This is a genomic window from Aeromonas sp. R7-4 (genome assembly GCF_040908055.1).
GTDB lineage: Bacteria > Pseudomonadota > Gammaproteobacteria > Enterobacterales > Aeromonadaceae > Aeromonas > Aeromonas sanarellii.
Genome location: NZ_JBFODA010000031.1, coordinates 122910 through 149800, shown reverse-complemented (window position 1 = coordinate 149800; position 26891 = coordinate 122910). Strand labels below are relative to the sequence as shown.

Annotated in this window: 24 protein-coding genes and 1 pseudogene; 13 read left to right on the top strand and 12 right to left on the bottom strand. The window is 64.5% G+C overall.

Annotation, left to right across the window (positions count from 1 at the left end):
• The first annotated feature begins 1 nt into the window (after position 1).
• From AB5Y72_RS08125 to AB5Y72_RS08115, 3 genes are all read left to right on the top strand, one after another.
• A complete protein-coding gene (locus AB5Y72_RS08125) occupies positions 2 to 1057 on the top strand; it encodes an HlyD family secretion protein (protein WP_325781928.1) in 1056 nt (351 codons plus the stop codon).
• Positions 1058 to 1067: 10 nt separating this feature from the next.
• Complete coding sequence (locus AB5Y72_RS08120) at positions 1068 to 2096, top strand: DUF2955 domain-containing protein (RefSeq protein ID WP_325781927.1); 1029 nt, start codon at positions 1068 to 1070, stop codon at positions 2094 to 2096.
• A 200-nt stretch (positions 2097 to 2296) separates the two neighbouring features.
• Positions 2297 to 2656: an MliC family protein gene (locus AB5Y72_RS08115; protein ID WP_042074284.1), complete on the top strand. Its 360-nt coding sequence runs from the start codon at positions 2297 to 2299 to the stop codon at positions 2654 to 2656.
• A gap of 58 nt (positions 2657 to 2714) precedes the next feature.
• On the opposite strand, the gene AB5Y72_RS08110 is transcribed toward AB5Y72_RS08115, so the two are convergent.
• The 4 genes from AB5Y72_RS08110 to nrdD form a co-directional block, all read right to left on the bottom strand.
• The gene (locus tag AB5Y72_RS08110) at positions 2715 to 3101 is read right to left on the bottom strand and encodes an energy transducer TonB (RefSeq protein WP_216990783.1); all 387 of its coding nucleotides are present in this window, start codon (positions 3099 to 3101) and stop codon (positions 2715 to 2717) included.
• Positions 3102 to 3239: 138 nt separating this feature from the next.
• Entirely contained in the window at positions 3240 to 3410 is a 171-nt protein-coding gene (locus AB5Y72_RS08105; protein ID WP_042074281.1) for a YqaE/Pmp3 family membrane protein, read from the bottom strand.
• 55 nt (positions 3411 to 3465) lie between these two features.
• On the bottom strand, positions 3466 to 3975 hold the full coding sequence (gene nrdG, locus AB5Y72_RS08100) for an anaerobic ribonucleoside-triphosphate reductase-activating protein (protein WP_325781926.1): 510 nt from the start codon (positions 3973 to 3975) through the stop codon (positions 3466 to 3468).
• Between the two features lie 113 nt (positions 3976 to 4088).
• Positions 4089 to 6206 (bottom strand): anaerobic ribonucleoside-triphosphate reductase, encoded by a 2118-nt coding sequence (gene nrdD / locus AB5Y72_RS08095; RefSeq protein ID WP_325781925.1) that lies wholly within the window; start codon positions 6204 to 6206, stop codon positions 4089 to 4091.
• 441 nt (positions 6207 to 6647) lie between these two features.
• On the opposite strand from nrdD, the gene AB5Y72_RS08090 reads away from it, so the two are divergent.
• Positions 6648 to 7631, top strand: a complete 984-nt coding sequence (locus AB5Y72_RS08090) for an ABC transporter substrate binding protein (RefSeq protein ID WP_325781924.1) — start codon at positions 6648 to 6650, stop codon at positions 7629 to 7631.
• Between the two features lie 64 nt (positions 7632 to 7695).
• On the opposite strand, the gene ligA is transcribed toward AB5Y72_RS08090, so the two are convergent.
• From ligA to AB5Y72_RS08075, 3 genes are all read right to left on the bottom strand, one after another.
• Entirely contained in the window at positions 7696 to 9702 is a 2007-nt protein-coding gene (gene ligA, locus AB5Y72_RS08085; protein ID WP_368198834.1) for an NAD-dependent DNA ligase LigA, read from the bottom strand.
• 102 nt (positions 9703 to 9804) lie between these two features.
• Complete coding sequence (zipA, locus tag AB5Y72_RS08080) at positions 9805 to 10938, bottom strand: cell division protein ZipA (RefSeq protein ID WP_042074273.1); 1134 nt, start codon at positions 10936 to 10938, stop codon at positions 9805 to 9807.
• A 15-nt stretch (positions 10939 to 10953) separates the two neighbouring features.
• Positions 10954 to 14328: an AAA family ATPase gene (locus tag AB5Y72_RS08075; protein ID WP_325781922.1), complete on the bottom strand. Its 3375-nt coding sequence runs from the start codon at positions 14326 to 14328 to the stop codon at positions 10954 to 10956.
• Between the two features lie 201 nt (positions 14329 to 14529).
• Between AB5Y72_RS08075 and cysZ the strand changes: the two genes are divergently transcribed.
• Both cysZ and AB5Y72_RS08065 read left to right on the top strand, forming a co-directional pair.
• A complete protein-coding gene (cysZ, locus tag AB5Y72_RS08070; protein WP_042074270.1) occupies positions 14530 to 15294 on the top strand; it encodes a sulfate transporter CysZ in 765 nt (254 codons plus the stop codon).
• A 134-nt stretch (positions 15295 to 15428) separates the two neighbouring features.
• A complete protein-coding gene (locus AB5Y72_RS08065; protein WP_325781921.1) occupies positions 15429 to 16043 on the top strand; it encodes a trimeric intracellular cation channel family protein in 615 nt (204 codons plus the stop codon).
• Positions 16044 to 16136: 93 nt separating this feature from the next.
• On the opposite strand, the gene AB5Y72_RS08060 is transcribed toward AB5Y72_RS08065, so the two are convergent.
• The 4 genes from AB5Y72_RS08060 to AB5Y72_RS08045 form a co-directional block, all read right to left on the bottom strand.
• Positions 16137 to 16388 carry a DUF3862 domain-containing protein gene (locus AB5Y72_RS08060; RefSeq protein ID WP_209793886.1) on the bottom strand — a complete coding sequence of 84 codons (252 nt, stop codon included), beginning with the start codon at positions 16386 to 16388 and terminating at the stop codon, positions 16137 to 16139.
• 93 nt (positions 16389 to 16481) lie between these two features.
• On the bottom strand, positions 16482 to 17027 hold the full coding sequence (locus AB5Y72_RS08055; RefSeq protein ID WP_042074266.1) for a DUF882 domain-containing protein: 546 nt from the start codon (positions 17025 to 17027) through the stop codon (positions 16482 to 16484).
• A 134-nt stretch (positions 17028 to 17161) separates the two neighbouring features.
• Positions 17162 to 18643, bottom strand: a complete 1482-nt coding sequence (locus AB5Y72_RS08050; protein WP_325781920.1) for a L,D-transpeptidase family protein — start codon at positions 18641 to 18643, stop codon at positions 17162 to 17164.
• A 91-nt stretch (positions 18644 to 18734) separates the two neighbouring features.
• A complete protein-coding gene (locus AB5Y72_RS08045; RefSeq protein ID WP_325781919.1) occupies positions 18735 to 19502 on the bottom strand; it encodes a transporter substrate-binding domain-containing protein in 768 nt (255 codons plus the stop codon).
• Between the two features lie 309 nt (positions 19503 to 19811).
• On the opposite strand from AB5Y72_RS08045, the gene AB5Y72_RS08040 reads away from it, so the two are divergent.
• The 5 genes from AB5Y72_RS08040 to AB5Y72_RS08020 all read left to right on the top strand — a co-directional run bounded on the left by AB5Y72_RS08040 (position 19812) and on the right by AB5Y72_RS08020 (position 25285).
• Positions 19812 to 20357 (top strand): hypothetical protein, encoded by a 546-nt coding sequence (locus AB5Y72_RS08040; protein ID WP_042074263.1) that lies wholly within the window; start codon positions 19812 to 19814, stop codon positions 20355 to 20357.
• A 56-nt stretch (positions 20358 to 20413) separates the two neighbouring features.
• Positions 20414 to 21430 carry a glycosyltransferase family 2 protein gene (locus AB5Y72_RS08035; RefSeq protein WP_325781918.1) on the top strand — a complete coding sequence of 339 codons (1017 nt, stop codon included), beginning with the start codon at positions 20414 to 20416 and terminating at the stop codon, positions 21428 to 21430.
• A complete protein-coding gene (locus tag AB5Y72_RS08030; protein WP_216990793.1) occupies positions 21427 to 21798 on the top strand; it encodes a GtrA family protein in 372 nt (123 codons plus the stop codon). Before AB5Y72_RS08035 ends, AB5Y72_RS08030 begins: the two co-directional genes overlap by 4 nt.
• Positions 21798 to 22964: a hypothetical protein gene (locus AB5Y72_RS08025; RefSeq protein WP_216990794.1), complete on the top strand. Its 1167-nt coding sequence runs from the start codon at positions 21798 to 21800 to the stop codon at positions 22962 to 22964. The genes AB5Y72_RS08030 and AB5Y72_RS08025 overlap by 1 nt, the downstream gene beginning before the upstream one ends.
• Positions 22965 to 23161: 197 nt before the next feature.
• Positions 23162 to 25285, top strand: a complete 2124-nt coding sequence (locus AB5Y72_RS08020) for an alpha-amylase (protein WP_325781917.1) — start codon at positions 23162 to 23164, stop codon at positions 25283 to 25285.
• Between the two features lie 61 nt (positions 25286 to 25346).
• On the opposite strand, the gene AB5Y72_RS08015 is transcribed toward AB5Y72_RS08020, so the two are convergent.
• Positions 25347 to 25973: a glutathione S-transferase N-terminal domain-containing protein gene (locus tag AB5Y72_RS08015; RefSeq protein ID WP_325781916.1), complete on the bottom strand. Its 627-nt coding sequence runs from the start codon at positions 25971 to 25973 to the stop codon at positions 25347 to 25349.
• Positions 25974 to 26131: 158 nt separating this feature from the next.
• Between AB5Y72_RS08015 and AB5Y72_RS08010 the strand changes: the two genes are divergently transcribed.
• On the top strand, positions 26132 to 26776 hold the full coding sequence (locus AB5Y72_RS08010) for a response regulator transcription factor (protein ID WP_209793895.1): 645 nt from the start codon (positions 26132 to 26134) through the stop codon (positions 26774 to 26776).
• Between the two features lie 29 nt (positions 26777 to 26805).
• Positions 26806 to 26886: pseudogene (locus AB5Y72_RS08005) on the top strand (DNA-binding response regulator); the annotation flags it as partial.
• Between the last annotated feature and the right edge of the window lie 5 nt (positions 26887 to 26891).

Genomic DNA, 26891 nt, shown 5'->3' with positions numbered 1-26891 from the left:
GATGACTCCGGATCAACAATTCAAGCGCTGGATAAAGTGGGCCATCGCCTGCTTCACCCTGGTGTTTGGCTACTTTCTGCTGGCCGACATCAAGATGCCCCTGACGCCCCAGGCCATGGCGACCCGGGTCGTCACCCGGATGGCGCCCCAGGTCAGCGGCAAGGTGACCGAGGTCGCCGTGACCAACAACCAGCACGTCAGACAGGGGGACCTGCTGTTCGCCCTCGACCCCGTCTCCTTCGAACTCGCGGTCGAGCAGGCCAGGCTGGCCCTGGATCAGGCCGAGCAGCAGAACCGCCAGCTGGACGCGACCCTGACCGCCTATGAGGCGGAGTACAGCTCACTGCGGACCCAGGCCGACCAGAAGCAGCGGGAAGCGGCCCGTATCGACGCCCTCTATCGCCGTCACATGGTGTCGGAGCAGCAGAAGGACGACGCCGACAGCGCCGCCCGCACCGCCCGGGCCAACCTGCTCGGCAGCCAGGCCCGGGTAGAGCAGGCTCGCGTCAGTCGGGGGCTGCCCGGCGACGACAACCTGCTGCTGCGCCAGGCCCGCAACCGCCTCGCCCAGGCCGAGCTCAACCTCGCCTACAGCCGGGTCCATGCAAGCCAGGACGGCATCATCACCAACCTGCAGCTCAAGCCGGGCAGCGTGGCCAACGCGGGCTCCCCCCTGCTGGCCCTGGTATCCGAGCAGGTGGACGTGATCGCCGATTTTCGCGAGAAGAGCCTGCGCCACGTCAGCCCGGGCAGCCAGGCCCTCGTCGCCTTCGACGGCGAGCCAGGCCGCCTCTATCCGGCCCATGTCGCCAGCCTGGACGCCGGGGTCAGCGCCGGCCAGTTCGACGCCAACGGCCAGCTCGCGAATCCTGTCGAGTCCGATCGCTGGGTGCGCGATGCCCAGCGCCTGCGCCTGCACCTGACCCTGGAGCAGTTGCCCGCCCACCTGCCGGCCGGGGCCCGCGCCACGGTGCAACTGCTGCCGGACAACACCCTGACCGGGTTGCTGGCCCGCGGCCAGATCCGCCTGCTCAGCCTGCTGCACTACATCTACTGAGATGACCACCATGAACCTGTGGCACAGACCCCTCACCGCCAACGAGCTGCGCCAGTGTCTGCGCATCGCCTTCGGCTGCACCCTGGGGTTTGTGCTATGCAAGATCTTCGGCTGGAGCAACGGAGTCTTCTTCACCGTCACCCCGGTGCTGCTGCTCGGCATGGTGCCGGTGATGAACGGCCACGCCGCCCGCCAGCTCATCGCCTCCGCCGCCATGTGCGGGCTGGAGGTGGGTCTGCTGGGGGGCCTGTTCGGCAGCCACCCCGGGCTCATGACCCCCCTGGTCTTCCTGCTGTTCCTCTACCGCTTCGCCGCCATGTCCAGGGGCAGTCTGTTCCTGTTCGGCGCCAATGGCGTGCTCAGCCTCAGCATCATGCTGCACTTTGCCAGCTACCCCGGCACCGATCTGAACGACCTCATCTTCAGCAACCTCTGGGCCAGCGTCCTGTCGGTGCTCATCGCTTACCTGATGACGGCCCTGATCCCGGACGTGGAGGCCAGGCCCATCCCTGCCCCCTCCCCCAAGGCACCGCACCGGATGCGTCACGAGGCCCTGCTGGGTGCCAGCATCGCCACCCTGTCGTTCCTGGTGTTCCAGACCCTCGATCTGCGCGACTCCATGTCGGCCCAGGCTACCACCCTGCTGCTGCTCTTCCCCATGCACTGGAACGGCGCCCTCGGCTATGCCCGTAAGCGGGCCATGGGCACTTTGCTCGGGGTCAGCTTCGGCCTGGTCGGCCAGCTGGTGCTCTACGACTGGTCCGGGTTGCTGCTGCTGGTGACCCCGGTGCTCTGGCTCGGCGCCATGCTGTTCAGCTACACCCATGTGAAGGAGGCGAGCGGCTCCGGGGTCGGGTTCGGCGCCCTCACCACCCTCGGCATCCTGTTCGGCCAGTACCTGACGCCCGGCAACGATCTGGTGTTCAGCGCCCTCTACCGGGTGAGCAGCATCCTGGTGGCCATAGTGGCCACCCTGCTGGCCTGCTACCTCATCCACCGCCTGCTCAACCACTTCGAGGCGACGCGGTTCGGCCATTGACCCTTTTCTGTTGCCATCGGACGGCTCCCTTTCGCCCCGCTTGCCTGCCGGGGCGTTTTTTTGTCCGCCGCACGGCCGAGGCGGCGGCCCTCCTGCCCGTCAGCAAGACGCATCCCGACGCAGGGGGCCCATGATGAGGTTGCAGTTGATCCTCATCCTGTTAGGCTCAATGCCATATGACACCGTTCAAAGGATGCGACATGAAACACGCCAAGCTCTTTCTACTGGGAACCGGGGCCCTGACCCTGCTCGGCGGCTGCGATCTGGGCGCCGGCAAGCTGGGCGTCACCGGCGGGGATCCCGTCACCTACCTGTGTGAGCAGAACCAGAAGGTGCAGGTGCGCTACTTCTCCCTCTCGGACGAGAGCCTGAACTTCGTCAAGCTCGCCCTGCCCGATGGCAAGGACTACACCCTGCCCCAGGCGGTCTCCGCCTCCGGCGCCCGCTACACGGACGATCATCAGGTGGTCTGGTGGAACAAGGGCAAGGAGGGATTCGTCGAGATGCGCGATGACGCCGGGGAGTGGCAGAGCCGCTACAACGACTGCAAGGAGCAGTGAGCCGCGCCGCCATGGCACACAGCCCACACGAAACACCCCGGCCTGGCCGGGGTGTTTGTCATTTCACTTCCACTTCGAATCGGGCCACTACCCGAGCCGGAATGGCTTGTGGATTCTGCTCGGATGGCCGGTAGCGCATCTTCGCCAGCCCGGAGATGGCAATGAGATCCAGCACGCCGGGGGGATGGGATTCCAGCACCTCGGGGCTGAACAGCGTGCCATTGGAATCGATGAGATAGCGAAGTGTTACATACCCCTTGACCGGCCGCTTCTCCGGCAGCCCCCCGACCGGGTTAAAGGTGCCTATATCCCCCACCAGCACCCAGTATTCGGGCAGCTCTTCCCAGGTGACATCCACCGGAGGCTGATTCAGCTTGGCGGTGGGGCTGGCACAGCCCCCCAGCAGGGCCAGGCTGGCCCACAGCAACAACAGTTTCAAACGCACTGACACTCCCTCTTCGTTGCACCGTTCGGCTCCTTGAGCGGATTGCCAGTGTCAGGCAAAGAGGCTCATTCGGAAAGTCCCCATCTGGCACGCAATAAAAAAGGCCAACCCAGGGTTGGCCTTTTTCAATCGGACGGATCAGCCGCGCTTGTCGCTCACCACCAGCCAGAGCGCATGGACCATGCCGGGCAGACCGCCGAGCAGGGTCAGCACTATGTTGATGAAAAAATGCAGGCTCAAACCCACCTGGATAAAGGCGCAGACCGGGGGCAGGAAGATGGCCAGCAGGATCTTGAGCAGATTGTTCATGGGGCTCCTCGTGAAAGATGTCTTGGGGTTGGCCTAACCATAAACACCCAAGGCCTCAACTGCAAACCAGACAGGGGATCCGCTCCCCTCCTTCCCGCCAGGCGTTGAGGTCGTGGATCTGCTGATTGCTGCTGCCACGCCACAGCAGGCCTGGGTCTGCCAACTCCTTTTCAAACTTGCCATCCACCAGCACGTCCAGCAAGGCCACCAGCTCGCGCTGGGCCGGCGAAAGCTCATCCAGGCGATAGCCAGTCCAGCACCAGATGTCCTTGCCGGGACACTCGGCCCGCACCCGTTTCACGAGCGCCAGCACAAAAGGGACGTTGGCGGGGTGCAGCGGATCGCCGCCGGAGAGCGACAGACCCCGGCGTTTGATGCGGCTGTCGTTGAGATCCTGGATGATGCGATCGCTCATGGCCTCATCGAACGGCCTGCCGCCATCGAGGCGCCAGGTGCTCTGGTTGTAGCAGCCGGGGCACTGGTGCTCGCAGCCCGACACGAACAGGGTGGCGCGGGTGCCGGGGCCGTTGATCACATCGACCGGGTAGTACTGGTGGTAGTGCATTCGAGTTCTCTGGGTTAACGGCCAACCCCCTCCCAACCTCCCCCTTCGAAAGGGGGAGGAGCTTCTTTGCCCCCTCCCCTGCCAAGGGGAGGGCTGGGGTGGGGTCTGCTCGCTTACATATGCTTGACCCGGCGCTTCACCTCTTCCTGCTTGCCCGCGTTGAAGGGGCGCGCATCCGGACTGCCGAGGTAGCCGCACACCCGGCGGGTCACCGACACCTTGGCCGGGTCGTGGTTGCCGCAGCGCGGGCAGGTAAAGCCCTTGGAGGTGCACTCGAACTCGCCGGTGAAGCCGCAGTCGTAGCACTCGTCGATGGGGGTGTTGGTGCCGTAGTAGGGCACCTTGTCATAGCTGTAGTCCCAGACGTTCTCCAGCGCCTCCAGGTTGTGCTGGATGTTGGGGTACTCGCCGTAGCAGATGAAGCCGCCGCTGGCGATGGGCGGATAGGGCGCCTCGAAGTCCAGCTTGTCATAGGGGTTCACCCGCTTCTCCACGTCCAGGTGGAAGCTGTTGGTATAGTAGCCCTTGTCGGTCACCCCGGGCACCACGCCGAACTCCTTGGCGTCGATGCGGCAGAAGCGGGTGCAGAGGTTCTCGCTCGGGGTGGAGTAGAGGCTGAAGCCGTAGCCTGTCTCCTCCTTCCACTCGTCGGTGGCCGCCTTGAGCCGCGCTATGATGGCGATGGCCTTCTGGCGCAGGGTCTCGCTGTCGAACAGGTGGACGTCGGTGCCATAGAGGGCGTTGATGGTCTCGTGCACCCCTATGTAGCCCAGGGAAATGGAGGCGCGGCCGCGTTTGAAGATCTCGCTGATGTTGTCATCGGCCTTGAGGCGCACCCCGCAGGCCCCCTCCATGTAGAGGATGGGGGCGACCCGGGCCTTGACCCCGTCCAGGCGCTCGATGCGGTACATGAGCGCCGTCCTGGCCACCCGCAGGGCGGCATCCAGCCGGTCCCAGAAATCCGCCTCATCGCGGGATTTCAGCGCGATGCGCGGCAGGTTGAGGCTCACGACACCCAGGTTGTTGCGTCCCTCGTGGATGAGCTCGCCCTGCTCCTCGTAGGCACCGAGGAAGGAGCGGCACCCCATGGGGGTCTTGAAGGAGCCGGTCACCTTGACCACCTGATCGTGGTTGAGGATGTCCGGGTACATCCGCTTGGAGGCGCACTCCAGCGCCAGGCGCTTGATGTCGTAGTTGGGATCCCCCGGCTTGTGGTTCAGGCCGTCCTTGATGGCGAACACCAGTTTCGGGAACACCGCGGTCTTCCTGTTCTTGCCGAGGCCCGCGATGCGGTTGCCGAGGATGGCGCGCTGGATCATGCGCGACTCCCAGCTGTCCCCCAGGCCGAAACCGAAGGTGACGAAGGGGGTCTGGCCGTTGGCGGTGTGCAGGGTGTTCACCTCGTACTCCAGGGACTGGAAGGCGTCGTGGCACTCCTTCTCGGTGCGAGCCATGGCGTAGGCGTCCACGTCCTGGATCCCCCACTCCTCGGCCACCTCCCGGTGCTTGTGCCAGCTGATGGTCACATAGGGAGCCAGCACCTCGTCGATGCGGTTGATGGTGGTGCCACCGTAGATGTGGCTCGCCACCTGGGCGATGATCTGGGCGGTGACCGCGGTGGCGGTGCTGATGGATTTCGGGGTGTCTATCTCCGCATTGCCCATCTTGAAGCCGTGGGTCAGCATCCCCTGCAGATCGATCAGCATGCAGTTGAACATGGGGAAGAAGGGGGAGTAGTCGAGATCGTGGAAGTGCAGATCGCCGCTCTCGTGGGCCTGCACCACGTCGCGGGGCAGCATGTGGCTGATGGCATAGTGCTTGGCGACTATGCCCGCCAGCAGGTCGCGCTGGGTCGGGATCACCTTGGAGTCCTTGTTGGCGTTCTCGTTGAGCAGGGCCGCGTTGGTCTGCTCCACCAGGCCGCGGATCTCCTGGGCCAGCCGGCCACGGGCCTCGCGGGCCTGATCCCTGTCGTGCCGGTACTCGATGTAGGCGCGGGCGATGGCCTTGTCGTCGGAAGCCATCAGGTGGTTTTCGACCCGGTTCTGGATCTCGTGGATGTCCACCTCGCCTCGCCCCTCCAGCTCCTGGCTGACGGCGCCGGCGATGCGTTCGGCCAGCGCCGGATTGGCTTGATTGACAGCTTCCGCCGCCCGGCTCACCGCCTCGGCGATCAGCTGGCCATTGAATGGTGCACGACATCCATCGCGTTTGATCACTACCGGTTTCATCGATTTTCCCCGCGTTAAAGGCCTGGCTCTCGCCCTCGGCTCACCCTTGTTGAGTCCCCTTCTCCACGCCCGTCCCCGGCGCAAACAAATTCAGCCAAGGCTTGGACAACCCGGGCTGACACTGAGAGGGTGACGACTTATGCACAGCTTTATAACACTATATATGGGTGTTTTTTTTATGCTTACCCCTATATGTGGGGTCTATTAGGCACCAAAGCGGTACCTCGTTTCTTGATCCAGAACAGGTTTTCGGAGGGGTGGGGCAGTTCACAACCAGCGCCAAAAGAGGCTTTCCTTGTGCATCCCAGACGGGGGGCGGGCTGGCGCGTCATCCGGCCAACTGGAAAAAGATTTTCCCTCCGACAGTAATTGACCGGGACAGGCCTGCACCAAAATGGACATAATGAGTGACGACTCTCTTCCTGTCCGATGGGACGCGACATGACCAAGCCTCTACTGCGGCGACTGCTACTGCTGCTGTGTGCCCTGCCGCTGCGGCTGTGGGGGGCCGAGATCCTGGTGATCAGCAGCTATCACCCCGAATACCTGTGGGATCGAAGCTACAACGCCAGCCTGGAGGCCCATCTGGGCAGCGCCCACCGCATCAGCCACTTCTACATGGACACCAAGCGCCGTCCCCCCGAGGAGTTCGACCGGATCGCCGAACAGGCCCTGGCCTTCTACCGGCAGGTCAGGCCGGATCTGGTGGTGCTCGGCGATGACAACGCCATCAACTACCTGGCCGGCGAGATAGCCACCCTGGGCACGCCCGTGGTGTTCCTCGGCATGAACGAGAATCCGCGCCACAATGGGCTGGTGGGCCATCCCATGATCACCGGTGTGCTGGAGCGCCCCCTGCTCAAGCGCAACATCAGCGAGATGAGCCAGTTGATGGGGGGGATCAAGAAGGCGCTGGTACTGTTTGATTCCAGCCAGGTGTCGCTCACCGCCATCGAGGACGAGTTCAAGATCCAGACCGAGCTGCGGGTCGGCCAGACTCTGATCAACAGCCAGCTGATCGGCGACTACGGCCTGTGGCAGGAGGCCGTGCTCCATGCCAAGCAGAACGGCTATCAGGCCATCTTTATCGGCCTCTACCACACCCTCACCGACGATCAGGGCCGGCATGTGAACGAGCAGGAGGTACTGGCGTGGGCCAGCGCCCACAGCCCGGTGCCGCTGTTCTGCTTCTGGGAGTTTTCGGTGGGCCAGGGCAGGGCCATCGGCTGCCTGGTGTTGGATGGCCGCGATCAGGGGGCCAGGGCGGCCGAGCTGATCGGCGCCATCCTGGCGGGCGCCCAACCCGGAACCCTGGCACCGCGCGCCGCCCTGCGCGGCGAATATGTCTTCAGCGAGAGCCAGCTGACCCGCTGGCGGCTCACCCTGCCCGACAAGTGGCGCTACAAGACCCTCTGGCGCGAGTGATGACCCAAAGAAGAAGAACCCGGCACCAGGCCGGGTTCTTCGTTTGGCGTGAAGGCAGGGCCCGTCAGCCCTGCAGCGCCTGCTGCAGCTCCGCTTCGCTCCAGACGGTGATGCCGAGCTCCTGGGCCTTGGCGAGCTTGGATCCCGCCGCCTCGCCGGCCACCAGCACATCGGTCTTGGCCGACACCGAGCCCGCCACCTTGGCCCCCAGGGCCTGCAGCGCCGACTTGGCGTCATTGCGGGACAGGGTGGTGAGGGTGCCGGTCAGCACGAAGGTCTTGCCGGCAAAGGGCTGCTCGGTGGCGGCTTTCTTCTCGATGACCGGCCAGTGGATGCCGGCGGCCAGCAGGGCCTCCAGCACCTCTATGTTGTGGGGCTGGCGCAGGAAGTAGTAGACGTGCTTGGCCACTATGTCCCCCACGTCGGGTACCTCGAGCAGCTGCTCCACCGAGGCGGCGCGCAGAGCTTCCAGGGTGAGGAAGTGGTTGGCGAGGTTGAGCGCAGTCGCCTCCCCCACCTCGCGGATCCCCAGGGCGAACAGGAAGCGCGGCAGCGTGGTGCTGCGCGCCTTGTCGATGGCCGCCACCAGGTTGAGGGCGGACTTTTGCCCCATTCGCTCCAGACCGGCCAGCTGGATGGCGTTGAGGCTGAACAGATCGGCGGGAGTCTTCACCAGCCCCTTGTCCACCAGCTGCTCCACTATCTTGTCGCCGAGGCCGTCCACGTCCATGGCGCGCCGCGCCGCGAAGTGCTTGATCGCCTCCTTGCGCTGGGCCTCGCAGAACAGGCCGCCGGAGCAACGGGTCACCGCCTCCCCCTCCAGCCGCTCCAGGGTGGAGCCGCACACAGGGCACTGGCTGGGGAAGAGGATAGCGCGGGCATCCGCCGGGCGCTGCGCCTCCACCACCGCCACGATCTGCGGGATCACGTCCCCGGCCCGGCGCACGATCACGGTGTCGCCGATCATGACGCCGAGGCGCTCGATCTCGTCGGCATTGTGCAGGGTGGCGTTGGAGACGGTGACGCCGCCGACAAACACGGGCTTGAGCTTGGCCACCGGGGTCACGGCGCCGGTGCGACCGACCTGGAACTCGACGTTCTCAAGCAGGGTCATCTCCTCCTGGGCCGGGAACTTGTGGGCGGTGGCCCAGCGCGGGGCCCGCGCCACGAAGCCGAGCTCCTCCTGCAGGGGGATGGCATCCACCTTGTAGACCACGCCGTCGATTTCGTAGGGCAGATCGCCACGGCGGGCCAGGATGTCGTCGTGGAACGCCTGGCAGCCGGCCGCCCCCTCCTTGAGCTTCACCTCGGGGCTGAGTGGCAGGCCCCAGGCTTTCAGCTGGTTGAGGCGCTCGAAGTGGGAGTCCCCCAGTTGCTCGCCGCCTACCCCGACGCCATAGGCATAGAAGCTCAGGGGGCGGCTCGCGGTGATGCGCGAGTCGAGCTGGCGCAGGCTGCCGGCGGCGGCGTTGCGCGGGTTGACGAACACCTTCTCCCCCGCCGCCAGCGCCTTGGCATTCATCGCCTCGAACCCGGCCCTGGGCATGAACACCTCCCCCCTGACCTCTAATCGGGCAGGCCAGCCCTCGCCGCGCAGGGCGAGCGGTATGGCCTTGATGGTGCGCACGTTCTCGGTGATCTCCTCCCCCGTGGTGCCATCTCCCCGGGTGGCGGCCTGAACCAGCTGGCCGTCCACGTAGAGCAGGCTCACCGCCAGACCGTCCAGCTTGGGCTCGCAGCAGAAGGTGAAGCTCAGCTCCCGCTTGAGGCGATCCCGCATGCGCTGCTCGAAGGCAAGCAGCTCCTCGTCGCTGAACACGTTGTCCAGGCTCAGCATGGGGATCTCGTGGCGCACCTGCTTGAAGGCGGTCAGCGGCTGGCCCCCCACCCGCACGCTCGGCGAGGTCGGGGTCTTCAGCTCGGGATGCTCGGCCTCCAGCGCGATCAGCTCGCGCATCAGGCGGTCGTATTCGGCGTCCGGCACGGTCGGATCGTCCAGCACATAGTACTGATGACCGTACTCGGTCAGCAGCTCACACAGTTGACGGTGGCGGGAAAGGATATCGCTCATGGGGAAGTCTCGGACTGTGATTGAAGTAGGCAGGGTAAGAATACAAACAAAAATGCGGTACCTGGGTACCGCACTTTTCATTCATTCGACCCGCATGGCGTATTAGTCGCGGCTCGCCTCGTAGGCCGCCAGCTCGTGGCGGTAGCGGGCGATGGTATCGTCGCTCAGCGGGCTGCGCGAGGCGTCGGTCAGCATGGCGTCGAGATCGCTGGCCAGCTGATCCGCCGCCTGCAACATGTGCTCGAACGCGAAGGCGGCATTGCTGCGCAGCGGCAGCTGCATGAAGAGCGACACACCCGGGGTGCTGAACTGCTCCATGCGATAGGGGTTGAAGGTGCCCGGCTTGACCATGTTGATCATGGAGAAGAGCACCTCGCCCTTGCCGCCCAGATCCTCGTGGCGGTGGAAGATGTCCATCTCGCCAAACTTGAAGCCGAGCGCCAGCAGGGAGGAGAGCAGGGTGGCCCCTTGCAGGTCGTGACCGGGACGCGCCATCAGGTTGATGACATAGACATCCTGCCAGATCTTCTCGACCGGGGCCGGGGCGGGTTCAGGCTCGGTCGCATGAACCGGCTCCTGATAGGCGGGCTCGTCATCATAGGCAGGCTCTTCATAGGCCGGTGCCGGCTGGGCATAACGGGGCGCCTGCTGCGGAGCGGCCTCGCGGGCACCGAAGGTCGGCGCCTGGGCGTAGGCGGGCTCCACCAGCGGCTCTTCGTCCAGCGGCTGCATCATGGGTTCGCGCTGCGGGCGGGAACGGTGTACCGGGGTACGGCGGATCACCTGGGCAGGCTTGCGCACAGGCGCGGCAGGCGCCTCTTCCACTGGCTCTGCACTCGGCTCCTCATACTCGTCCTCTTCTTCTTGGTAGACGGGCTGGGGCGCCACCGGGCGGGCGGCGGGCTTGCGCACCACGGGGGGCGGCAGATCGACATCGTCATCTTCGTCATCGAAGGCGGGCGCGGCGGCGCGGCGGCTGACGTCCGGCTGGCGGGGTTCATCGTGGTGGAGCTTGGGCTCGGCACGGCGGCCACCGCTGACCACGCGCACCTGACCGATACCATCGCTGTCAAACGCATCGCTGTCGCGTTCCCGCGACTTGGATTCCATCCGACCCAGGGGTTTCTCCTTGATCGGTGCCTGACGGTTCTTTCTGTTGCTCCACAACCCGTGAATGAGCAATGCCGCGATGGCAATACCGCCCAGGGCAACCAAGATGTAACGCAATTCCTGCATTAGCTGCTTCTCTTTCTAGTTTTGCTCAGCCAAAGCGACGGCTTCGCCGATATCGACCGACACTATGCGCGAAACCCCGGGCTCTTGCATCGTGACGCCGACCAACTGCTCTGCCATCTCCATGGAGACCTTATTATGACTGATGTAGACGAACTGTACTGTGCTCGACATCTCTTTGACAAGAGAACAGAAGCGACCCACGTTCACTTCATCGAGCGGTGCATCCACCTCATCCAGCAGACAAAATGGTGCTGGATTGAGTCTGAAGATGGCAAAAACCAGCGCAAGGGCGGTTAGCGCCTTCTCCCCCCCGGAAAGCAGGGCAATGGTAGCATTCTTCTTGCCCGGAGGTCTCGCCATGATGCTCACCCCGGCCTCCAAAAGATCGTCGGAGGTGAGTTCAAGCCAGGCACTGCCCCCCCCGAACACTTTCGGAAACAGGGATTTTAAATCTTCATTGACCTTATCGAAAGTGTCGCGGAAGCGTATTTGTGTTTCTTTATCAATTCTTTTAATGGCTTGGCTCAGGGTTTCCAGCGCCTGCTCCAGATCCTGGCACTGGTTTTCCAGGTAGCTGGCGCGGGTTTTCGCCTCTTCATACTCCTCAAGCGCCGCCAGGTTGATGGCGCCAAGCGCCTCCACCTGAGCCTCCAGGGTCTGGATCTCCTGGCGCAGCTTGCCGCGATCGGCGGCGATGAGCCGCGCCTGATCGAGATCCACCAGCCTCACCCCCAGCTCCTCGAACTGCTCGTGCAGCCCCTGCCGCCGGGTGAGGTTGCGCTCGCGCTCGAGGCGCAGGGTTGCGAGCCTCTCCTGGAGCTGTACCAGCTGCTTGTGGTCGGCGCTCCTGGCCTGCTCCAGCTCGGCCAGCTGACGCTCCAGCTCGGCGAGCCGCTGATGACAGGCAAGCTGCTGCGCCTCCAGGTTGCGCTGCTCCACCAGCAGGGGGGTCAGATCCTGATCCGGCGCAGCCCCCGGCTCCTTGAGCTCGGCCAGCTCCAGCCCGAGGCGCGAGAGCTCCTGCTCCCGCAGGGCGATGAGCTGGGACAGATTCTGCTGCTCCAGCTGCAGCCGCTGACAGGCGGCCTGCTGCTGCTCCCGCCGTGCACGGGCCTCTTCCAGCCCCCGCTCCGCCGCGCTCACCTTCTCCTGGGCGAGCAGCAGCGCCTCGGCCAGCGCCTCCCCCTGCTCCTGCAGCTCGCTCAGGGCCGCCTCGTCCTGCTCGAGCCGGGTCCTGGCTACGTCCAGCCGCTCGGCCTCCTCTGCCTGTTCTTGCGCCAGCCGGGCCAGCTCTTCCCCCAATTGGCCCAGGCGCTGCAACCGCTCCTGGCGCTGTCCCTCGCGCAGGCTCCAGGCCTCGCGCAGCTGCTGCCACCGCTGCTCCTGCTCGCGCAGGGTACGTTGGGCCAGCTCAACGGCGCCGTGCAGCTGGGCCCGAGTCCCGTCGGCCTCGGCCAGTTGCTCATCGAGCCGGCGCAGCGCCTCCCGGCCCGCGGCCTGCTCGGTGTGCAACCGCTCACGCTCGCCGAGCAGCGCCAGGGTGCCGAGGGCCTTGCCCTCGCCGAGATCCGCCCAGTTCGGGCCAAACCAGTCGCCGGCGGGAGTGAGCAGCGACTCACCGGCAGAGAGGCGGTGCTGGCGGGCCAGCGCCTCCCCCCGGCTCCCCACCAGCCAGATGGCGTTGAGGAAGGCGGGGATGTGCGCCCCCCCGATCTGGGCCGCCAGGGTCCCCGGCACCGCGGGCCTGGACGGACCGATCCAGAGCGCATGCTGTTCTGGATGGCACTCATCCGCAGGCGTCGCGGTGAGCCAGCGGCCGAGTACCTTGTCCAGTCCCCGGGCCCACTCGGGGGGAACCTGCAGCCGATCCGCCAGGGTGGCGCCCGCCATCTGATCCCCCAAGATCTGATCCAGGGTGGCGAGGCGGGCCTCCAGCTCCCGCAGCAAGCCCTGCTGGTGACTCTGCTCTGCCTTGAGTGCTTCATGGCGGGCCACGCCGGCCTGCCAGGCCTCTTCGGATTCCTCATGGCGGGCGCGGGAGAGCGCGAGCGCCTCCGCCAGGGCGTCGAGCTCGGGTTGCAGGTTCTCCCCTTCCCCGCCGAGGGGGCCGGCCTGCTCATCCTCCAGCTTGAGACGGGCCAGCCGGGTCTTGGCCTGCAGCTCCTGCAGCCCGTTCACCTCGGCCCGGGTCTGGTTGAGCCGCCCCTGCAACTGGCCCAGCTGCTGCTGCCACTGCTGCTGGCGCTGACGCGCCTGCTCGAGCCCTTCGCCGGCCGCCGCACGCACGCCCTGCTGGTCGGCGAGCAACTGCTCACACTGCTCGAGGCGTGCCGACGCCACCTCAGCCTGGAGGGCGCCCTCGGCCTGCTGTTCCTGCTGGCTGGTCAGCTGGGCCTTGAGCCCGTCGATGCGCTCGCCGAGGGCCTGGCGCCTGGCCTGCCAGTCGCGGCCCAGCTCGGTCTGGTGAAGCTGTTGCTGCTCGAGGCGGGCGATGGCCTGGCCGCCGAGGAAGATCTGCTGCTGGCGGCTCGCCTGCTCGGCCTGGGCCTCCTGGCGGGCCACCGACAGCGTGACGTGGCGGCCCTCGTCTGCGGTGCGCTTCGCATCGAGGGCCGCCAGCGCCTGCTCGGCCTGGGCCAGATCGCTCTTGGCCTCGCCGAGGCGCGTCTCCAGCGCCCATAGCTCGGAGCCGATCAGCTCGGCCTTGGCGGCGCGGGTGCGGCTCTTGAGCTGCTTGTAACGCTCGGCGGTCTCGGCCTGGGCCTTGAGGTGTTCGAGGCGCGACCCCAGCTCGGTGCGGATGTCGCCGAGGCGCTCCAGATTCTCCTGGGTGTGGCGGATGCGCTGCTCTGTCTCGCGGCGCCGCTCCTTGTAACGGGAGACCCCGGCGGCCTCCTCCATGAACAGCTTGAGATCGGCAGGGCGGGACTCCACCAGCCGGCTGACGGTGCCCTGCTCTATGATGGCGTAGCTGCGCGGCCCGAGGCCGGTGCCGAGGAAGAGGTCGGTGACGTCCTTGCGGCGGCACTTCTGGCCGTTGATCAGATAGTGGTTGGAGCCGTCGCGCAGCACCTCGCGGCGCACCGAGATCTCGGTGAAGCGGCCGAACTCGCCGGGCACCCGGTTGTGGGGGTTGTCGAACACCAGCTCCACCGAGGCGCGACCGTGGGCGCTGCGGTTGACGGAGCCGTTGAAGATGACGTCCGTCATGTTCTCGCCACGCAGGTGGCGGGCGGAGCTCTCCCCCAGCACCCAGCGCACGGCGTCGATGACGTTGGACTTGCCGCAACCGTTGGGTCCCACCACGGCGGTCATGTCGGCGTTGAGCTCGATGCGGGTCGGCTCGACAAACGACTTGAAACCGGCGAGTTTGATCAATTTCAGACGCATGGCGGCCTATGTCGGTAGCGAAAATTAAGGAGGAGGCGGGCAAAGAGCCAAGCCCGGCTTTGCTTGTCAGATGCAGGCAGCATCCCAAGGCCCGGCGGCCAGTCGCAACGGGCAAGAGACAAGGAATAGTCGGCGACTTTACCAAATCAAGGGCTTGTTTGTAATATGCTGGCACTTTCCCCATTCACTGATGGAGCTCACATGAGCCAATCACCCCACATGGTCAAAGATTCGGTCAGCGGCGCAGACTACTTCCTGCGCGGCTTCTCCCTCCTGCGCCAGCCCGGCATCCGCACCTTCGTGATGATCCCCCTGCTGGTCAACTTCGTGCTGTTTGCCGGGGCCTTCTACGCCCTGCTGCTGCAGCTGGACGGCCTGTTCGCCTGGCTGCACCAGCAGATCCCGAGCTGGCTCTCCTGGCTCGACTACCTGCTCTGGCCCATCGCCCTGATCACCATACTGGTGGTCTTCTCCTTCATCTTCAGCTCGGTGGCCAACTGGATAGCCGCCCCCTTCAACGGCCTGCTGGCGGAGAAGGTGGAACAGGTCCTCACCGGCGAGACCATGAACGACACCGGCATGCTGGACGTGGTCAAGGATGTACCGCGCACCTTCGGCCGCGAATGGACCAAGCTGAAATACTACCTGCCCAAGGCCATCGGCTGCCTGATCCTCTTCCTCATCCCCGTGGTGGGACAGACCTTGGCCCCCGTGCTCTGGTTCCTCCTCAGCGCCTGGATGATGGCGATCCAGTACGTCGACTATCCGTTCGACAACCACAAGATCGACTTCATCACCATGCGCGACGCCCTCAAGCAGCGCCGCGGAAAGTGCCTGAGCTTCGGCGCCCTGGTCACCCTCTTCTCCGCCATCCCGGTGGTGAACCTGTTCGTGATGCCAGTCGCCATCTGCGGCGCCACCGCCATGTGGGTGGATCAGTACAGATCCGAGCAGCTGCGCCGCTGAGCCGGAAAGCCATGATCAAAACTGGGGGCGAAAGCCCCCTTTTCATTACTTAATCTAATGCACTGGCAAGAGTGCTTGTCGCACCAGCGCTGGATTGTTAGGATGCGGGCCTTTCTCGCACCCTGGGATATCTCATGTTACATGCACTCTTCTTGCTGGGCCTGGTGGCCGAAGGAATGACGGGCGCGCTGGCGGCGGGCCGGCGGCGGATGGATCTGTTTGGCGTGGTGATCATCGCCTCGGCGACGGCCATCGGGGGTGGCACCATCCGGGACGTGTTGCTGGGGCACTACCCCCTGCTCTGGGTGGAGCACCCCGAATACGTGCTGCTGGTGGCGGGCGCCGCCATGGCGGGGGTCATCTCGGCCCCCCTGATGCGCTACCTCGGCAAGTTGTTCCTGGCCCTCGATGCCCTGGGGCTGGTGGTCTTCTCCATCTTCGGGGCCGCCCGGGCACTGGAGATGGGGCACGGGGCCAGCATCGCCTGCATCATGGCCGTGGTGACCGGCGTCTTCGGCGGCGTGCTGCGGGATCTCTTGTGCCAGCGCATCCCCCTGGTGTTCAAGCGCGAGCTCTATGCCGCCGTCTCCCTGGTGACGGCCGCCCTCTACTGCCTCGCCCTGGATCAGGGACTGCCCAACGACTGGGCCGCCTTCGGCGCCATCGGCATCGGTTTCGTGCTGCGGCTGCTGGCGGTGCGCTTCAAGTGGGGGCTGCCCACCTTCAACTACCAGTACGCGACCCACTGAGTGCGCCAGCTTCTGGCCGCCCTGGGCGGATCGCGAACAACAAAAAAGCGCCGGACGGCGCTTTTTTGCTGGCAATGAACCGATGAATCTGACTCAGTTGATCCCTTCAGAGCTGAAGAAGGTCGCCTTGTCGGCGATGAAACGGATCTTGATGTTCTTGCCCTCTCCTCCCCAGACGCAGCTGGTGGTGCCGAGGGCATCGTCGCAACGCTCGGCCTTGCCGAGGATGGCGCTCGCCTCGGCATAGCTGATCCCCACTTTCAGCTTGTCGTAGTTCTCCCGGTTGAGCTTGCTGCAACCGGTCAGCAGCAGGGCGATCATTCCCCCGATCAAAATCTGCTTCATCTTTCTCTCCTCTGGCTGGAGTCCAGAGCCTAGCAGCCGCCCCCCACTCATTGCCAGCGTTCATCGGCGACATACGACACCACTGCGCACCTGTCACCAGCTGCGAACGGGCCCGGTATCCAGGTGCACGAAGTTGTCGGACGGGTAATACCCCACCCCGCCGACGCTGAGATCCAGGGCGGCCCTGCGCAAATGGGCCAGCTGCACGCCTGGCAGGCGCACGTCCACCGCCTGGCCCAGGGTGTGGTAGCTTTGCTTGGCGACGCCGCGGCTCTTGCGCCGCTTCTGCCGGTTGGTGGCCGGGGAGCGGTAGCCCGAGATGAGCTGGATCTCCCCCTTGCGGCCCAGCTTGTGCTGCAGCAGGAACAGCTGATCGAACAGCCTCCTGTCGATATTGAACACTTCGTTGCGGCGGTAGTCGCGGAAGATATGGTTGAGCTCCGCCAGACCGTCGCTCAGGTAGTGGCCATCTTCCCAGTAGCTGGCACGCACCCGCTCGCCGGTGTTGAGGTTGAAGAAGCTGAGCTCACGCCCCGAGGTGCTGCGGCTCGCCACCGCCGGAAACGACAGCAGGCTGGTGCCCATCAGGCAACCGGCTCCCAGCAGCAGACGGCGTCGGCTTATCCCTTGTTCCAGCATCCGTTGTCCGTCCATCTCATGGTGAATGAATGTCATACAGAGGCCGAAACTACCTGCCGGGAAAAGCGCTGTCAAACCGCAAACGCCCATGAAAAAGCCCGGCACAGGCCGGGCTCTTCACTCTGTGGCGAGGATCACAACAAGCGGCTTTGATAGCTGACCCTGTCGAATCCGTAGATGTCGTTGCGCAGTTGCTGGCGTCCCTCCTCGTCGATCCAGCTGCTCCAGTAGACGGTGAACACCGGTATCGGGGTGCTGAGCGGCAGCCACTTGGTCTGGGTCTCTTTCAGGATGCTGGCCACCTTGTCCGGCTGATAGCGGGAGTCCGCCAGCAGCAGCTCCGCCAGATCGTCGGCGTGTTCAACCCGGATGCAGCCCGAGCTGAAGGCGCGGGCCCCCTGCTCGAACAGCGACTTGCGCGGCGTCGAGTGCAGGTAGATGGCGTCGTTGTTCGGCAGGTAGAACTTGTAGCGGCCCAGGGCATTGTGGTCCCCCGGCTTTTGCCGCAGCCGGTAGGGGAAACCGGATGCCAGCGCGTGGTGCCAGCCGTCTTCGCTGAACTGCACCGGATTGCCCTCGCCGTCGATCACCTCGAACTGCTCGCGATCCAGGTAGGCGGGATCGCGCCCGAGTTTCGGCAGAATGTCCTTGCTCAGGATGGAGCGCGGCACATGCCAGGCAGGGTTGAGCACGATGGAGCGGATTTCGCTCGCGAGTATGGGGGTGGCCCGCTGCTCCTTGCCGACGATGACCCGGCTGGTGAAGACCTCGCTGCCGGACTCCACCACGCTCAGGCGGTAATCCGGGATGTTGACCAGCACGTAGCGACCGGCGAGGTGATCCACCAGATCCCGGCGCCACAGGTTGCGAACCAGCAGGCTGGCGCGCACCTCGGGCCCGGTATTGAGCCAGGAGCGGGTCTGGCGGCCTATGATGCCGTCGGCGGTCAGGCCGTGGCGACGCTGGAACTGCTTGATGGCCTGCTCGGTCTCGGGATCATAGGTGCTGTCCTGGTGGTTGGGGGCGCCATCCCCCAGCTCGTTCAGGATGGAGCGGATCTGGCCGAGCTCGGCCGAACTCTCGCCGGCCCTCAGGGTCGGCATCTCCAGATTGGGCCAGCGCTTGGCCATGGGCATGGCCAGCAACTTGCGCACTTCCTCGCGCACGGCGTCGTATTCCGCCACCTGGGGCCTGAGCTGCCTGACCCGATCCAGCAGGTTGTCACCGACCGGCTCATGGGCCAGGGGCTGGTTCAGATCGAGCTTCTGGGTCTGCATCTGTTCACGAGCGACCAGATCCATGGCCCGCCAGGCCTGCTGGAAGCGGGCCAGCTTGGCGAAGGCTTCGTCATAGAGTGCGCCGCGCCGATCGGCCGGAGTTTTCTGCAGCCGTTGCCAGAGCAGGTAGAAGTCCGGGTGCAACTGGGCCAGCACCGCCTCCTGCAGTTGCTGCTCCAGCTCCTGGCGCGCCAGCTCTGCGGTGCTGTTCTGATACCAGTCATGCTGGATGCTGGGACTGGCCACCACAGCTTGCTCAGTGTTGGCATGGACCATGCCAGCCGGCCAGCAGCCGAGCCAGATCAGATTCGCCAACGCCAACCAATACTTCTTACCCATGCTTCTTACCACGCTTGCCTCAAATCGGTTCACTTCGGCCTGTCAGGCGCAACGGTCAGGTGCCCATGATGCGGGAATGGCGGCGACTTTGCTAGCGGGCGGAGGTGTAGCGTCGCCAGATGAGTGCATGCTCCCCGCTCTTGCCGACGGCCAGGATCGCCTGATTGAATCGCTGCACGAATTCGCTCGATACCGTCTTCTTGCTCAACATGAAAGAGGTCGGCGTCTCGTAGATCCCCATCACATGAGGGACCACCTCCTCCGACAGCCCCTCTTTCTTCAGACCCCAGGGCGTGGCCAAACTATCCCCGAGAAAACCGTCTATCCGGCCCAGCACCAGCTTGCGGTAATTCTGCACATCGTTGACCGCACTCACCTGATCAGGGTAGCGGCGCAGCAGCTCGGTGATCTCGGCGCCATAGTAGTAGTCCCGGGTGACCCCCAGTCGGTGCCCCCGGGCCAGCCAGCTCTCCAGATCTGCTTCATCGCCGGTGCCGGCCTTGCGCACCCAGAGCGCCGTCCTGCCGGGATTGTAGGGGATGGAGAACCAGGCATAACGCGCCCTGTCCTCGGAGAAGTAGGCCTCCATGGCGATGTCCTGCCGCCCCAGCTCCAGATCGTGCAGCCCCCGTTTCCAGGGTCGCTCCAGATAGACGAGGCGGCATCCCAGCCGGGCCGAGATGGCGTTGAGATAGTCGATCGCAAAGCCGCGCAGCCGTCGTTTGTCGCCATCCTGCTGGTAATAGTGATAGGGGGGCCAGTCGTCGAAACCGACGCGCAGCGGGGAAGGACAGAGGGATTGCGCCCACAGGGGTTGCAGGGGCAGGCAGCAGAGCACGCACAGAGATAGCAGTCGCATGAGTCATCCTTGACGGCGGGACAAGCCATCTTAATGGTGCTTGGGCGAAATGGCGACAGATCCTGCCACAAGGATGATAAATATCAGCCGTTTGCCTGAGAGGAGCACGGCCAGGGCAGCCAGGCGGCGGTGCAAAGGCCCCCCGGAAAACAGCGGTGACGAACGAGCCCAAAACCGCTTGGAGAGCAGGGAAATCAAGGGTTAATATGTGAGCAAATATATTTTTGTGATCCACTATGCTTTTTTTGCAATTGGATTAGCATATGCGCGAAATCTGCCTACCAATCTGTCGGGCGTCGAGTGAGTGATATGACCTACAAAAAGTTCGGTTTTCTGGCTGCCATCCTGGCACTGAGCGGTTTTTACCTGTACACCCTCTACCTGGCCGCTCACCCCAACGTGAGCCTGGCTTACAAGCTCTATTACCTGGAAGGCAAGACCCGCTTCTGGGAGCACAACTCCAGCATGACCTACCAGCCGGGCAACGAACTCAACCTGACCAAGCCGAGCCGCTTCCTCTCCAGCGAAGGCTGGGCCAAGAAGCCGAGCGAGCAAGGCACCGAGCTGAGCGGTCAGGGCGGGCTCTATTTCGTGCTGCCCAAGCAGCAGGCCCAACCGGAGCAGCTCACCATCCAGGCCAGGATCAACAGCCCCGAAGCCGGCGCCCTGCTCAAGGTGGCCCTGGGTCATGACTTCACCACCACGGTCAAGCTGGCCAAGGCGGGCATCAACGAGATCCGCCTCAGCCTGCCGGGAGACTCCCTGACCGCCGATCCCAAGCACCCCAACTTCCTGGCGCTCTCCGCCCCGACACCGCTCAACGTCCAGTCGGTGCGCCTGACCGTCGCTCAGTGAAGCTGAAGACTCAACAAGCTGTTTTATAAAATAATTCTTTCAATAAGGAAGTTCACATGTCGCATGCCGATTTTCGACTCTCTCTGGTCGTGCCCGTTTACAACGAGGAAGAGAGCATAGACGCCTTCATCAGCGCGATAGACAACGAACTGGCCCCCCTCAAAGACCGGCTTGAGATCGTGTTCGTCAACGACGGCAGCCGTGACCGCACCCGCGAAGTGGTCGAGCAGGCCATCGCCCGCGATCCCCGCGTCACCCTGGTCAACCTGGCCCGCAACTTCGGCAAGGAGGCGGCCATGACCGCCGGCCTGCACCAGGCCAAGGGCGACGCCATCGTCCCCATGGACGTGGATCTGCAGGATCCCCCGGCCCTCATCCTGGAGTTCGTCAAGCTGTGGCAGACCGGTGACTATGACACCGTCTACGGCATCCGGGTGGATCGCAGCGCCGACACCCCCATGAAGCGCCTGACCGCCGGCGGCTTCTACCGCTTCTTCAACGCGCTCTCCACCAGCACCAAGCTGCCGGAGAACGCCGGCGACTTCCGCCTCATCGATCGCAAGGTGGTCGAGGCCCTCAAGCTGCTGCCCGAGCGCAACCGCTTCATGAAGGGGCTGTTTGCCTGGGCCGGTTTCCGCGCCGTCGGCGTCCCTTACGAGCGCCCCGCCCGCCACGCCGGCGAGACCAAGTTCAACTACTGGAAGCTGTGGAACTTCGCCCTCGACGGCCTGATGAGCTTCTCCAGCTGGCCGCTGCGGGTGTGGAGCTACGTGGGGGTCGGCGTCTCCCTGATCGCCTTCCTCTACATCCTCAAGATCATCACCCAGGTGCTGTTCTTCGGCATCGACGTGCCGGGCTACGCCTCCCTGATGTCGGTGATGCTGTTCCTCGGCGGCATCCAGCTGCTGTCGCTCGGCATCATCGGCGAATACATAGGCCGCATGTTCGTGGAAGTGAAGCAGCGCCCCGTCTACCTCATCGAGGGAGTCTACGGCCAGTATGCCCGGCCCGAGGCGGACAAACCGCAGGCTGCCGACGGCAAGCAGAATGACCAGGAGCCGACGCCCCAATGATCTCCCGCGAGGAATTCTGGCGGCTGGTGCGCTTCGGTTTCGTCGGCGGGGGGGCCACCCTCGTCGATCTGGGCACCTCAGTCGCCCTGTTCCATACCTGGCCCGCCATCTCCGAGCACCTGGTCACGACCCTGGCCTTTGCCATCGCGTTCTGGTTCTCGTTTTTCGGCCACCGCTACATCACCTTCCAGAAACAGGGTGCCGCCAGCAAGTTCCTGCTGGTGGCCCTCTTCTCCCTGGCGGTGCGTAACCTCATCCTGAGCGGTCTGCTGTTTGCCGGTCTCTCCGGCCTGTTGCCGGTGGTGATCGCCACCCTGACCGTCACCGTGCTCACCTACGTTCTCTCCCGTATCTGGGTTTTTGCCTGATGAATGATATGACCAATACTGCCTCGTCAACCGGGGCTGCACTCCCCTATCGCCCGTCACTGCGCATCAGCAGCCGCGACTGGCTGATGATCGTCGCCGCCTTCGTGCTGAGCCGGGTGGCGCTGTACGGCATGGGCTATTTCGGCGTCCAGCTCTATGGCACCGCCGACATAGGGCCGCTGCAGGCCTACTGTCAGTTCGACTGCGTCTGGTTCCAGCGCATCATAGAGAATGGCTACGACCTCTATCCGCGCTGGCTCAGCAAGGGCAATGCGGCGAACTGGGCCTTCATGCCGCTCTATCCCATGCTCGCCGGCGGGCTCTCCAGCCTGCTCAACATCGAGAGCCTCATCGGCCTGATGCTGGTGGCCAACGTCGCCTTCTTCATCAGCCTGCCCCTGATGCTGCTGGTGTTGCGCCAGCTCAAGCTGGGGGATGAGACCGCCCGCTTCGGGGTCTGGCTGCTGGCCTTCTCCCCCTTCTCCGCCTACTTCGTCTCCGGCTACACCGAGCCCATGTTCATGGCGCTGATGCTGGGGATGTTCCTGTTCGCCTATCGCGAGCAGTGGCTGATGGTCGCCTTCCTCGGCATCTTCATCTCGGCGACCCGCAATCTGGGGGTCATGATGGTGTTCCCCGTGCTGATCCTGGCCCTGCAGGCCTACGGCTGGCGCGAGTTCTTCCGCTTCACCGAGCGGGCCTTCAAGGTGGTATTCACCCTCTGGCTCATCCCCCTCGGCCTCTTCTCCTACATGGTCTACCTCTACCACCTGACCGGGGATGCGCTCGCCTTCAAGCACATCCAGGTCGCCTGGGGCCGCTACATGGACAGCCCGCTGGACTGGTGGCTGAGCGGCTTCGAGCTGGGCGGTCGCAAGGCCTACCTCTCCATCATGGTGATCTTCGGCTGGTGTCTGAACGGCTACCTGTTCAGCCAGAAACGCTGGGCCGAGGCGACCCTGATGTTCATCTGTACCACCATACCGCTGATGACAGGCCTCAACGCCATGCCGCGCTACATGTTCGGCCTCTACCCGACCCTACTGGCCATCATCTTGCTGGCCCATCGCTGGCCCGCCATCCGTCCGGCGGTGCTCTGCATCAGCGGCATGGTCGCCTCCTTCATCGCGGTGGCCTTCGTCAACTTCAAGTTCTTCACCGTGTGACGAGCCCCGAGCACCAACGAGCCGGTCAACTGACCGGCTTTTTTCATGGGCGCGACACCCGCTTCACACTTTTCCATTCTTGAAAACGTAACCATTTGAACTGACGTCACAAATCGGCATTTTGCCGGTCCAAGCCCGGCATCATGACCCCTAGAATGAGTGCCTCAACGGACCCCACTCAGCTCAAGGAATGGCCTATGCGCTCCTCGTCTCGTCTCGATCTCCGTCCATCAGCCCTGTGGCTCGCCGTACTGGCCACGCCACTGTTCGCCGGCCAGGCGCTGGCCGCCCCCGAGGTCTATCTCCATGTGGATGGCAAACCGGTGGCCGAGGCGCTGGCGCTGGACAAGGGCACCGTCACCCTGACCCACAGGCTGGACAAGGGCAGCCACCAGATCCGCATCAGCGATACCGGCAACAGCTGTGGCACCAGCTTCGGGCCGACCGAGGCCAAGCCGCTCCCCTTCGGCACCGCTCAGCCCATGGACAAGTGCAGCAAGGGGGCGAGCTTCAATCTGAGGGTGATGCTGGCGGGGGACTACGAGTTCACCTTCAACCCGGATACCCCCAGCCTCAAGGTGCTTCGGGCGACCAAAAAGAGCGAGTTCAAACGCCAGCCCCCGACAGAGCCCTGCATCAGCTGGGATGGCGGCCCGGTGACGACCTCACTCAAGGGGGTCTGGCCAGACGGCACCCGGCTGCGGGACGCCTACTCCGGCCAGGAAGGGGTGGTCAAGGGGGGCAAGCTCACCCTTACGCCGAGCAAGGAGAGCGGCGGCCTGCTGCTGCTAGAGCCGGTCAAGGCCGCCAAGACCGAGCCCTTCAGTTGGGATCAGGCGAGCGTCTATTTCCTCCTGACCGACCGCTTCCACAACGGCGATCCGAGCAACGATCACAGCTTCGGCCGCCAGAAGGATGGCCAGGACGAAGTCGCCACCTGGCATGGCGGCGACTTCAAGGGGCTGACCGAGAAGCTCGACTACATCAAGCAGCTCGGCATCAACGCCATCTGGATCACCCCCATGGTGGAGCAGGTACACGGTTTCATCGGCGGTGGCGAGCAGGGCAACTTCCCCTTCTATGCCTACCACGGCTACTGGGCGCTGGACTTCACCAGGATTGACCCCAACTACGGCGACGAGGAGAGCCTGAAGACCCTGGTGGACGAGGCCCACAAGCGCGGCATGCGGATCATCCTGGACGTGGTGATGAACCACGCGGGCTACGCCACCCTGGCGGATCTGCAGGATCTGGGGCTCACCGATCTCACCCAGAACACCGGCAAGCTGCCGACCCGCTGGAACGAATGGCGCCCGAGCGGCGGCCTCAACTGGCATGGCTACAACCAGTTTATCGACTACCAGTCCAGCGAGTGGCGCAAGTGGTGGGGGCCCGACTGGGTGCGGGCCGGTCTGCCCGGCTATCCCCAGCCCGGCACCGACGACGTCACCGGCTCGGTGGCCGGGCTGCCGGACTTCCTGACCGAATCCACCAAACCGGTGGGCCTGCCGCCGCTGCTGGCCGCGAAAAAAGACACCAGGGCCAAGGCCCTGCCCGACGCCACCGTGAGCGACTATCTCATCGCCTGGCACACCGACTGGGTGCGTCGCTTTGGCATCGACGGCTTCCGGGCCGACACCGTCAAGCACCTGGAGCCCGCCGTCTGGGCCAAGCTCAAGGAGGCGGGGACGACGGCGCTCAAGGAGTGGAAGGCTGCCAACCCGACCAAGAAGCTCGACGACCTCCCCTTCTACATGGTGGGCGAGGTGTGGGATCACGGGGTCGCCAAGGATTTCTGGTACCAGAATGGCTTCGATTCCCTGATCAACTTCGACTATCAGCGGGAGTTCGCCCTGCCCCAGGCCCAGTGCATGGCGGGGGCCGAACCCACCTATGCCGGCTACGCCAGCCGCATCAACCAGGATCCCGAGTTCAACGTGCTGAGCTACATCAGCTCCCACGACACCAAGCTCTTCTTCGGCGACTACCAGGACGTGGCGCTGCAGCGCCGGGTCGCGAGCAGCTTCATGATGCTGCCGGGTGGCATCCAGATCTACTACGGGGACGAGTCGGGACGCGGGCTCGCCAAGGATGGCGGCGTGTTCGATCAGAGCGTGCGCTCGGACATGAACTGGCAGGAGCTGGGGAGCGGCGAGAAGGCCGAGCTGGTCAAACACTGGCAACGGCTAGGCCAGTTCCGCGCCGCCCATCCGGCCATTGCGGCGGGCAGCCACAAGAAGCTGTCCGATGCCCCCTACGGCTTCGTGCGGGAGAAGGGGGAAGACAAGGTGGTGGTGGTCTTCGCCGGCCGACAGCAATAACGGCAGATCAAGCGAACAGAGGGGAGCCGATGGCTCCCCTCTGTCGTCTTGCCACTCAGAGTCAATCGGGTTGGCGGGCCGCCACCGGCCACTGCAGGCGCGCCCTGAGCAGGGTCTGCTGCCACAGGGGCCAGGCCAGCAGGGCCTGCTGATAGGCGCCGGCCTGACCGGGCAGCAGGATGCCGTAGCTCGCCAGCCGATAGGCCATCACCGCATAGAAGGCGTCCAGAATGCCCGCCTCGTCGAAGTAGAAGGGCCCCCGCGCCTGGGACCAGAGGGTCTGCAGCCGCGCCAGCTCCCCCAGGGTCTCCACCGGTGGCTCGCTCTGGGTCGGCGCGCCGAGGAAGAAGGGCAGCAGGGTGCGGATCTGGCGAAAACCGGCGTGCAGCTCGGCACACAGGCTGCGCGCCAACGCCCGCTCGGCCCGATCCGCCGGATAGAGGTGGCGCCCCGGGCACAGCTCGTGCAGGTACTCGGCGATGGCCAGGGAGTCGTGGATGCGCAGCGTCCCGTCATCCAGCCAGGGCACCAGGCCGGCCGGTGCCACCCGCTTGAGTCGCTGCAGCGACCTGGCATCCTCCAGATCGAACACCTGCTCCTGCCACTCCAGCCCGCTCATGGCGAGCACCAGCGTCGCCCTCATTGCCCAGGTGGAACCTGTGCCTACCGTCAATACCAGGGATCCCATCGATTGCCTCCTGCGTGGGTTGTTCACGACCATCCCATCTGCCCCAACGGCACGACATCCGACGGTCGCCTCACATTTGCGCACCCGCGGGTTTGACCCTCTTGGGGAGCGGTGCTAGTTTGATTTTTCAAAACAATCAGTTAGCAACAATGTGAGCAATGGACAGCCAATTTACCATCGTCATCGCAGATGACCACCCCCTGTTTCGGGGCGCCCTCTATCAAGCGGTGCACATGGCCATCGACGACGCCAGGCTGCTGGAAGCGGATTCCATCGACAGCCTGACCCACCTGCTCGCCGAGCACCCCGAAGTCGACCTGCTGCTGCTGGACCTCAAGATGCCCGGGGCCAATGGCTTCGAAGGGCTCGCCTATCTGCGCGGCCACCATCCGGATCTGCCCATCGTCGTGGTCTCGGCGTCGGAGGATGCCGCCATCATCCAGCAGGTGCTGCGGCTCGGGGCCCTGGGCTTCATTCCCAAGTCCGCCCCCATGAAGGAGCTGGTCAGCGCCCTCAATACGGTGATCGGGGGGGACAACTGGGTGCCGGAAGGGGTTTCCCTCCATCCCGAGCCCGTCGACGGCCCGGATTTCGCCAGCAAGCTGGCCAGCCTCACTCCCCAGCAGTACAAGGTGCTGATCATGCTGCGGGACGGCAGCCTCAACAAGCAGATCGCCTGGGAGCTCAACGTCTCCGAGGCCACCATCAAGGCCCATATCACCGCCATCTTCCGCAAACTCGGCGTCAAGAATCGCACCCAGGCGGTGATCGCCCTGCAGCAGATGGATATCAAGGACAGTTGAGCCCCTGCCACCATCAGGGCCCATATCACTCCACCTTCCGCAAACTTGGCGTCAAGAACCGCACCCAGGCGGTGAGCGCCCTGCAGCAGATGGATATCAAGGACAACTGAGCCTG

Excerpts from the sequence above, each read along its gene's own strand:
- AB5Y72_RS08125 (WP_325781928.1), top strand. The coding sequence starts at position 2 with ATGACTCCGGATCAACAATTCAAGCGCTGGATAAAGTGGGCCATCGCC.
- AB5Y72_RS08120 (WP_325781927.1), top strand. The coding sequence starts at position 1,068 with ATGAACCTGTGGCACAGACCCCTCACCGCCAACGAGCTGCGCCAGTGT.
- AB5Y72_RS08115 (WP_042074284.1), top strand. The coding sequence starts at position 2,297 with ATGAAACACGCCAAGCTCTTTCTACTGGGAACCGGGGCCCTGACCCTG.
- AB5Y72_RS08105 (WP_042074281.1), bottom strand. The coding sequence starts at position 3,410 with ATGAACAATCTGCTCAAGATCCTGCTGGCCATCTTCCTGCCCCCGGTC.
- nrdG (WP_325781926.1), bottom strand. The coding sequence starts at position 3,975 with ATGCACTACCACCAGTACTACCCGGTCGATGTGATCAACGGCCCCGGC.
- nrdD (WP_325781925.1), bottom strand. The coding sequence starts at position 6,206 with ATGAAACCGGTAGTGATCAAACGCGATGGATGTCGTGCACCATTCAAT.
- AB5Y72_RS08090 (WP_325781924.1), top strand. The coding sequence starts at position 6,648 with ATGACCAAGCCTCTACTGCGGCGACTGCTACTGCTGCTGTGTGCCCTG.
- ligA (WP_368198834.1), bottom strand. The coding sequence starts at position 9,702 with ATGAGCGATATCCTTTCCCGCCACCGTCAACTGTGTGAGCTGCTGACC.
- zipA (WP_042074273.1), bottom strand. The coding sequence starts at position 10,938 with ATGCAGGAATTGCGTTACATCTTGGTTGCCCTGGGCGGTATTGCCATC.
- AB5Y72_RS08075 (WP_325781922.1), bottom strand. The coding sequence starts at position 14,328 with ATGCGTCTGAAATTGATCAAACTCGCCGGTTTCAAGTCGTTTGTCGAG.
- cysZ (WP_042074270.1), top strand. The coding sequence starts at position 14,530 with ATGAGCCAATCACCCCACATGGTCAAAGATTCGGTCAGCGGCGCAGAC.
- AB5Y72_RS08065 (WP_325781921.1), top strand. The coding sequence starts at position 15,429 with ATGTTACATGCACTCTTCTTGCTGGGCCTGGTGGCCGAAGGAATGACG.
- AB5Y72_RS08060 (WP_209793886.1), bottom strand. The coding sequence starts at position 16,388 with ATGAAGCAGATTTTGATCGGGGGAATGATCGCCCTGCTGCTGACCGGT.
- AB5Y72_RS08055 (WP_042074266.1), bottom strand. The coding sequence starts at position 17,027 with ATGCTGGAACAAGGGATAAGCCGACGCCGTCTGCTGCTGGGAGCCGGT.
- AB5Y72_RS08050 (WP_325781920.1), bottom strand. The coding sequence starts at position 18,643 with ATGGGTAAGAAGTATTGGTTGGCGTTGGCGAATCTGATCTGGCTCGGC.
- AB5Y72_RS08045 (WP_325781919.1), bottom strand. The coding sequence starts at position 19,502 with ATGCGACTGCTATCTCTGTGCGTGCTCTGCTGCCTGCCCCTGCAACCC.
- AB5Y72_RS08040 (WP_042074263.1), top strand. The coding sequence starts at position 19,812 with ATGACCTACAAAAAGTTCGGTTTTCTGGCTGCCATCCTGGCACTGAGC.
- AB5Y72_RS08035 (WP_325781918.1), top strand. The coding sequence starts at position 20,414 with ATGTCGCATGCCGATTTTCGACTCTCTCTGGTCGTGCCCGTTTACAAC.
- AB5Y72_RS08030 (WP_216990793.1), top strand. The coding sequence starts at position 21,427 with ATGATCTCCCGCGAGGAATTCTGGCGGCTGGTGCGCTTCGGTTTCGTC.
- AB5Y72_RS08025 (WP_216990794.1), top strand. The coding sequence starts at position 21,798 with ATGAATGATATGACCAATACTGCCTCGTCAACCGGGGCTGCACTCCCC.
- AB5Y72_RS08020 (WP_325781917.1), top strand. The coding sequence starts at position 23,162 with ATGCGCTCCTCGTCTCGTCTCGATCTCCGTCCATCAGCCCTGTGGCTC.
- AB5Y72_RS08015 (WP_325781916.1), bottom strand. The coding sequence starts at position 25,973 with ATGGGATCCCTGGTATTGACGGTAGGCACAGGTTCCACCTGGGCAATG.
- AB5Y72_RS08010 (WP_209793895.1), top strand. The coding sequence starts at position 26,132 with ATGGACAGCCAATTTACCATCGTCATCGCAGATGACCACCCCCTGTTT.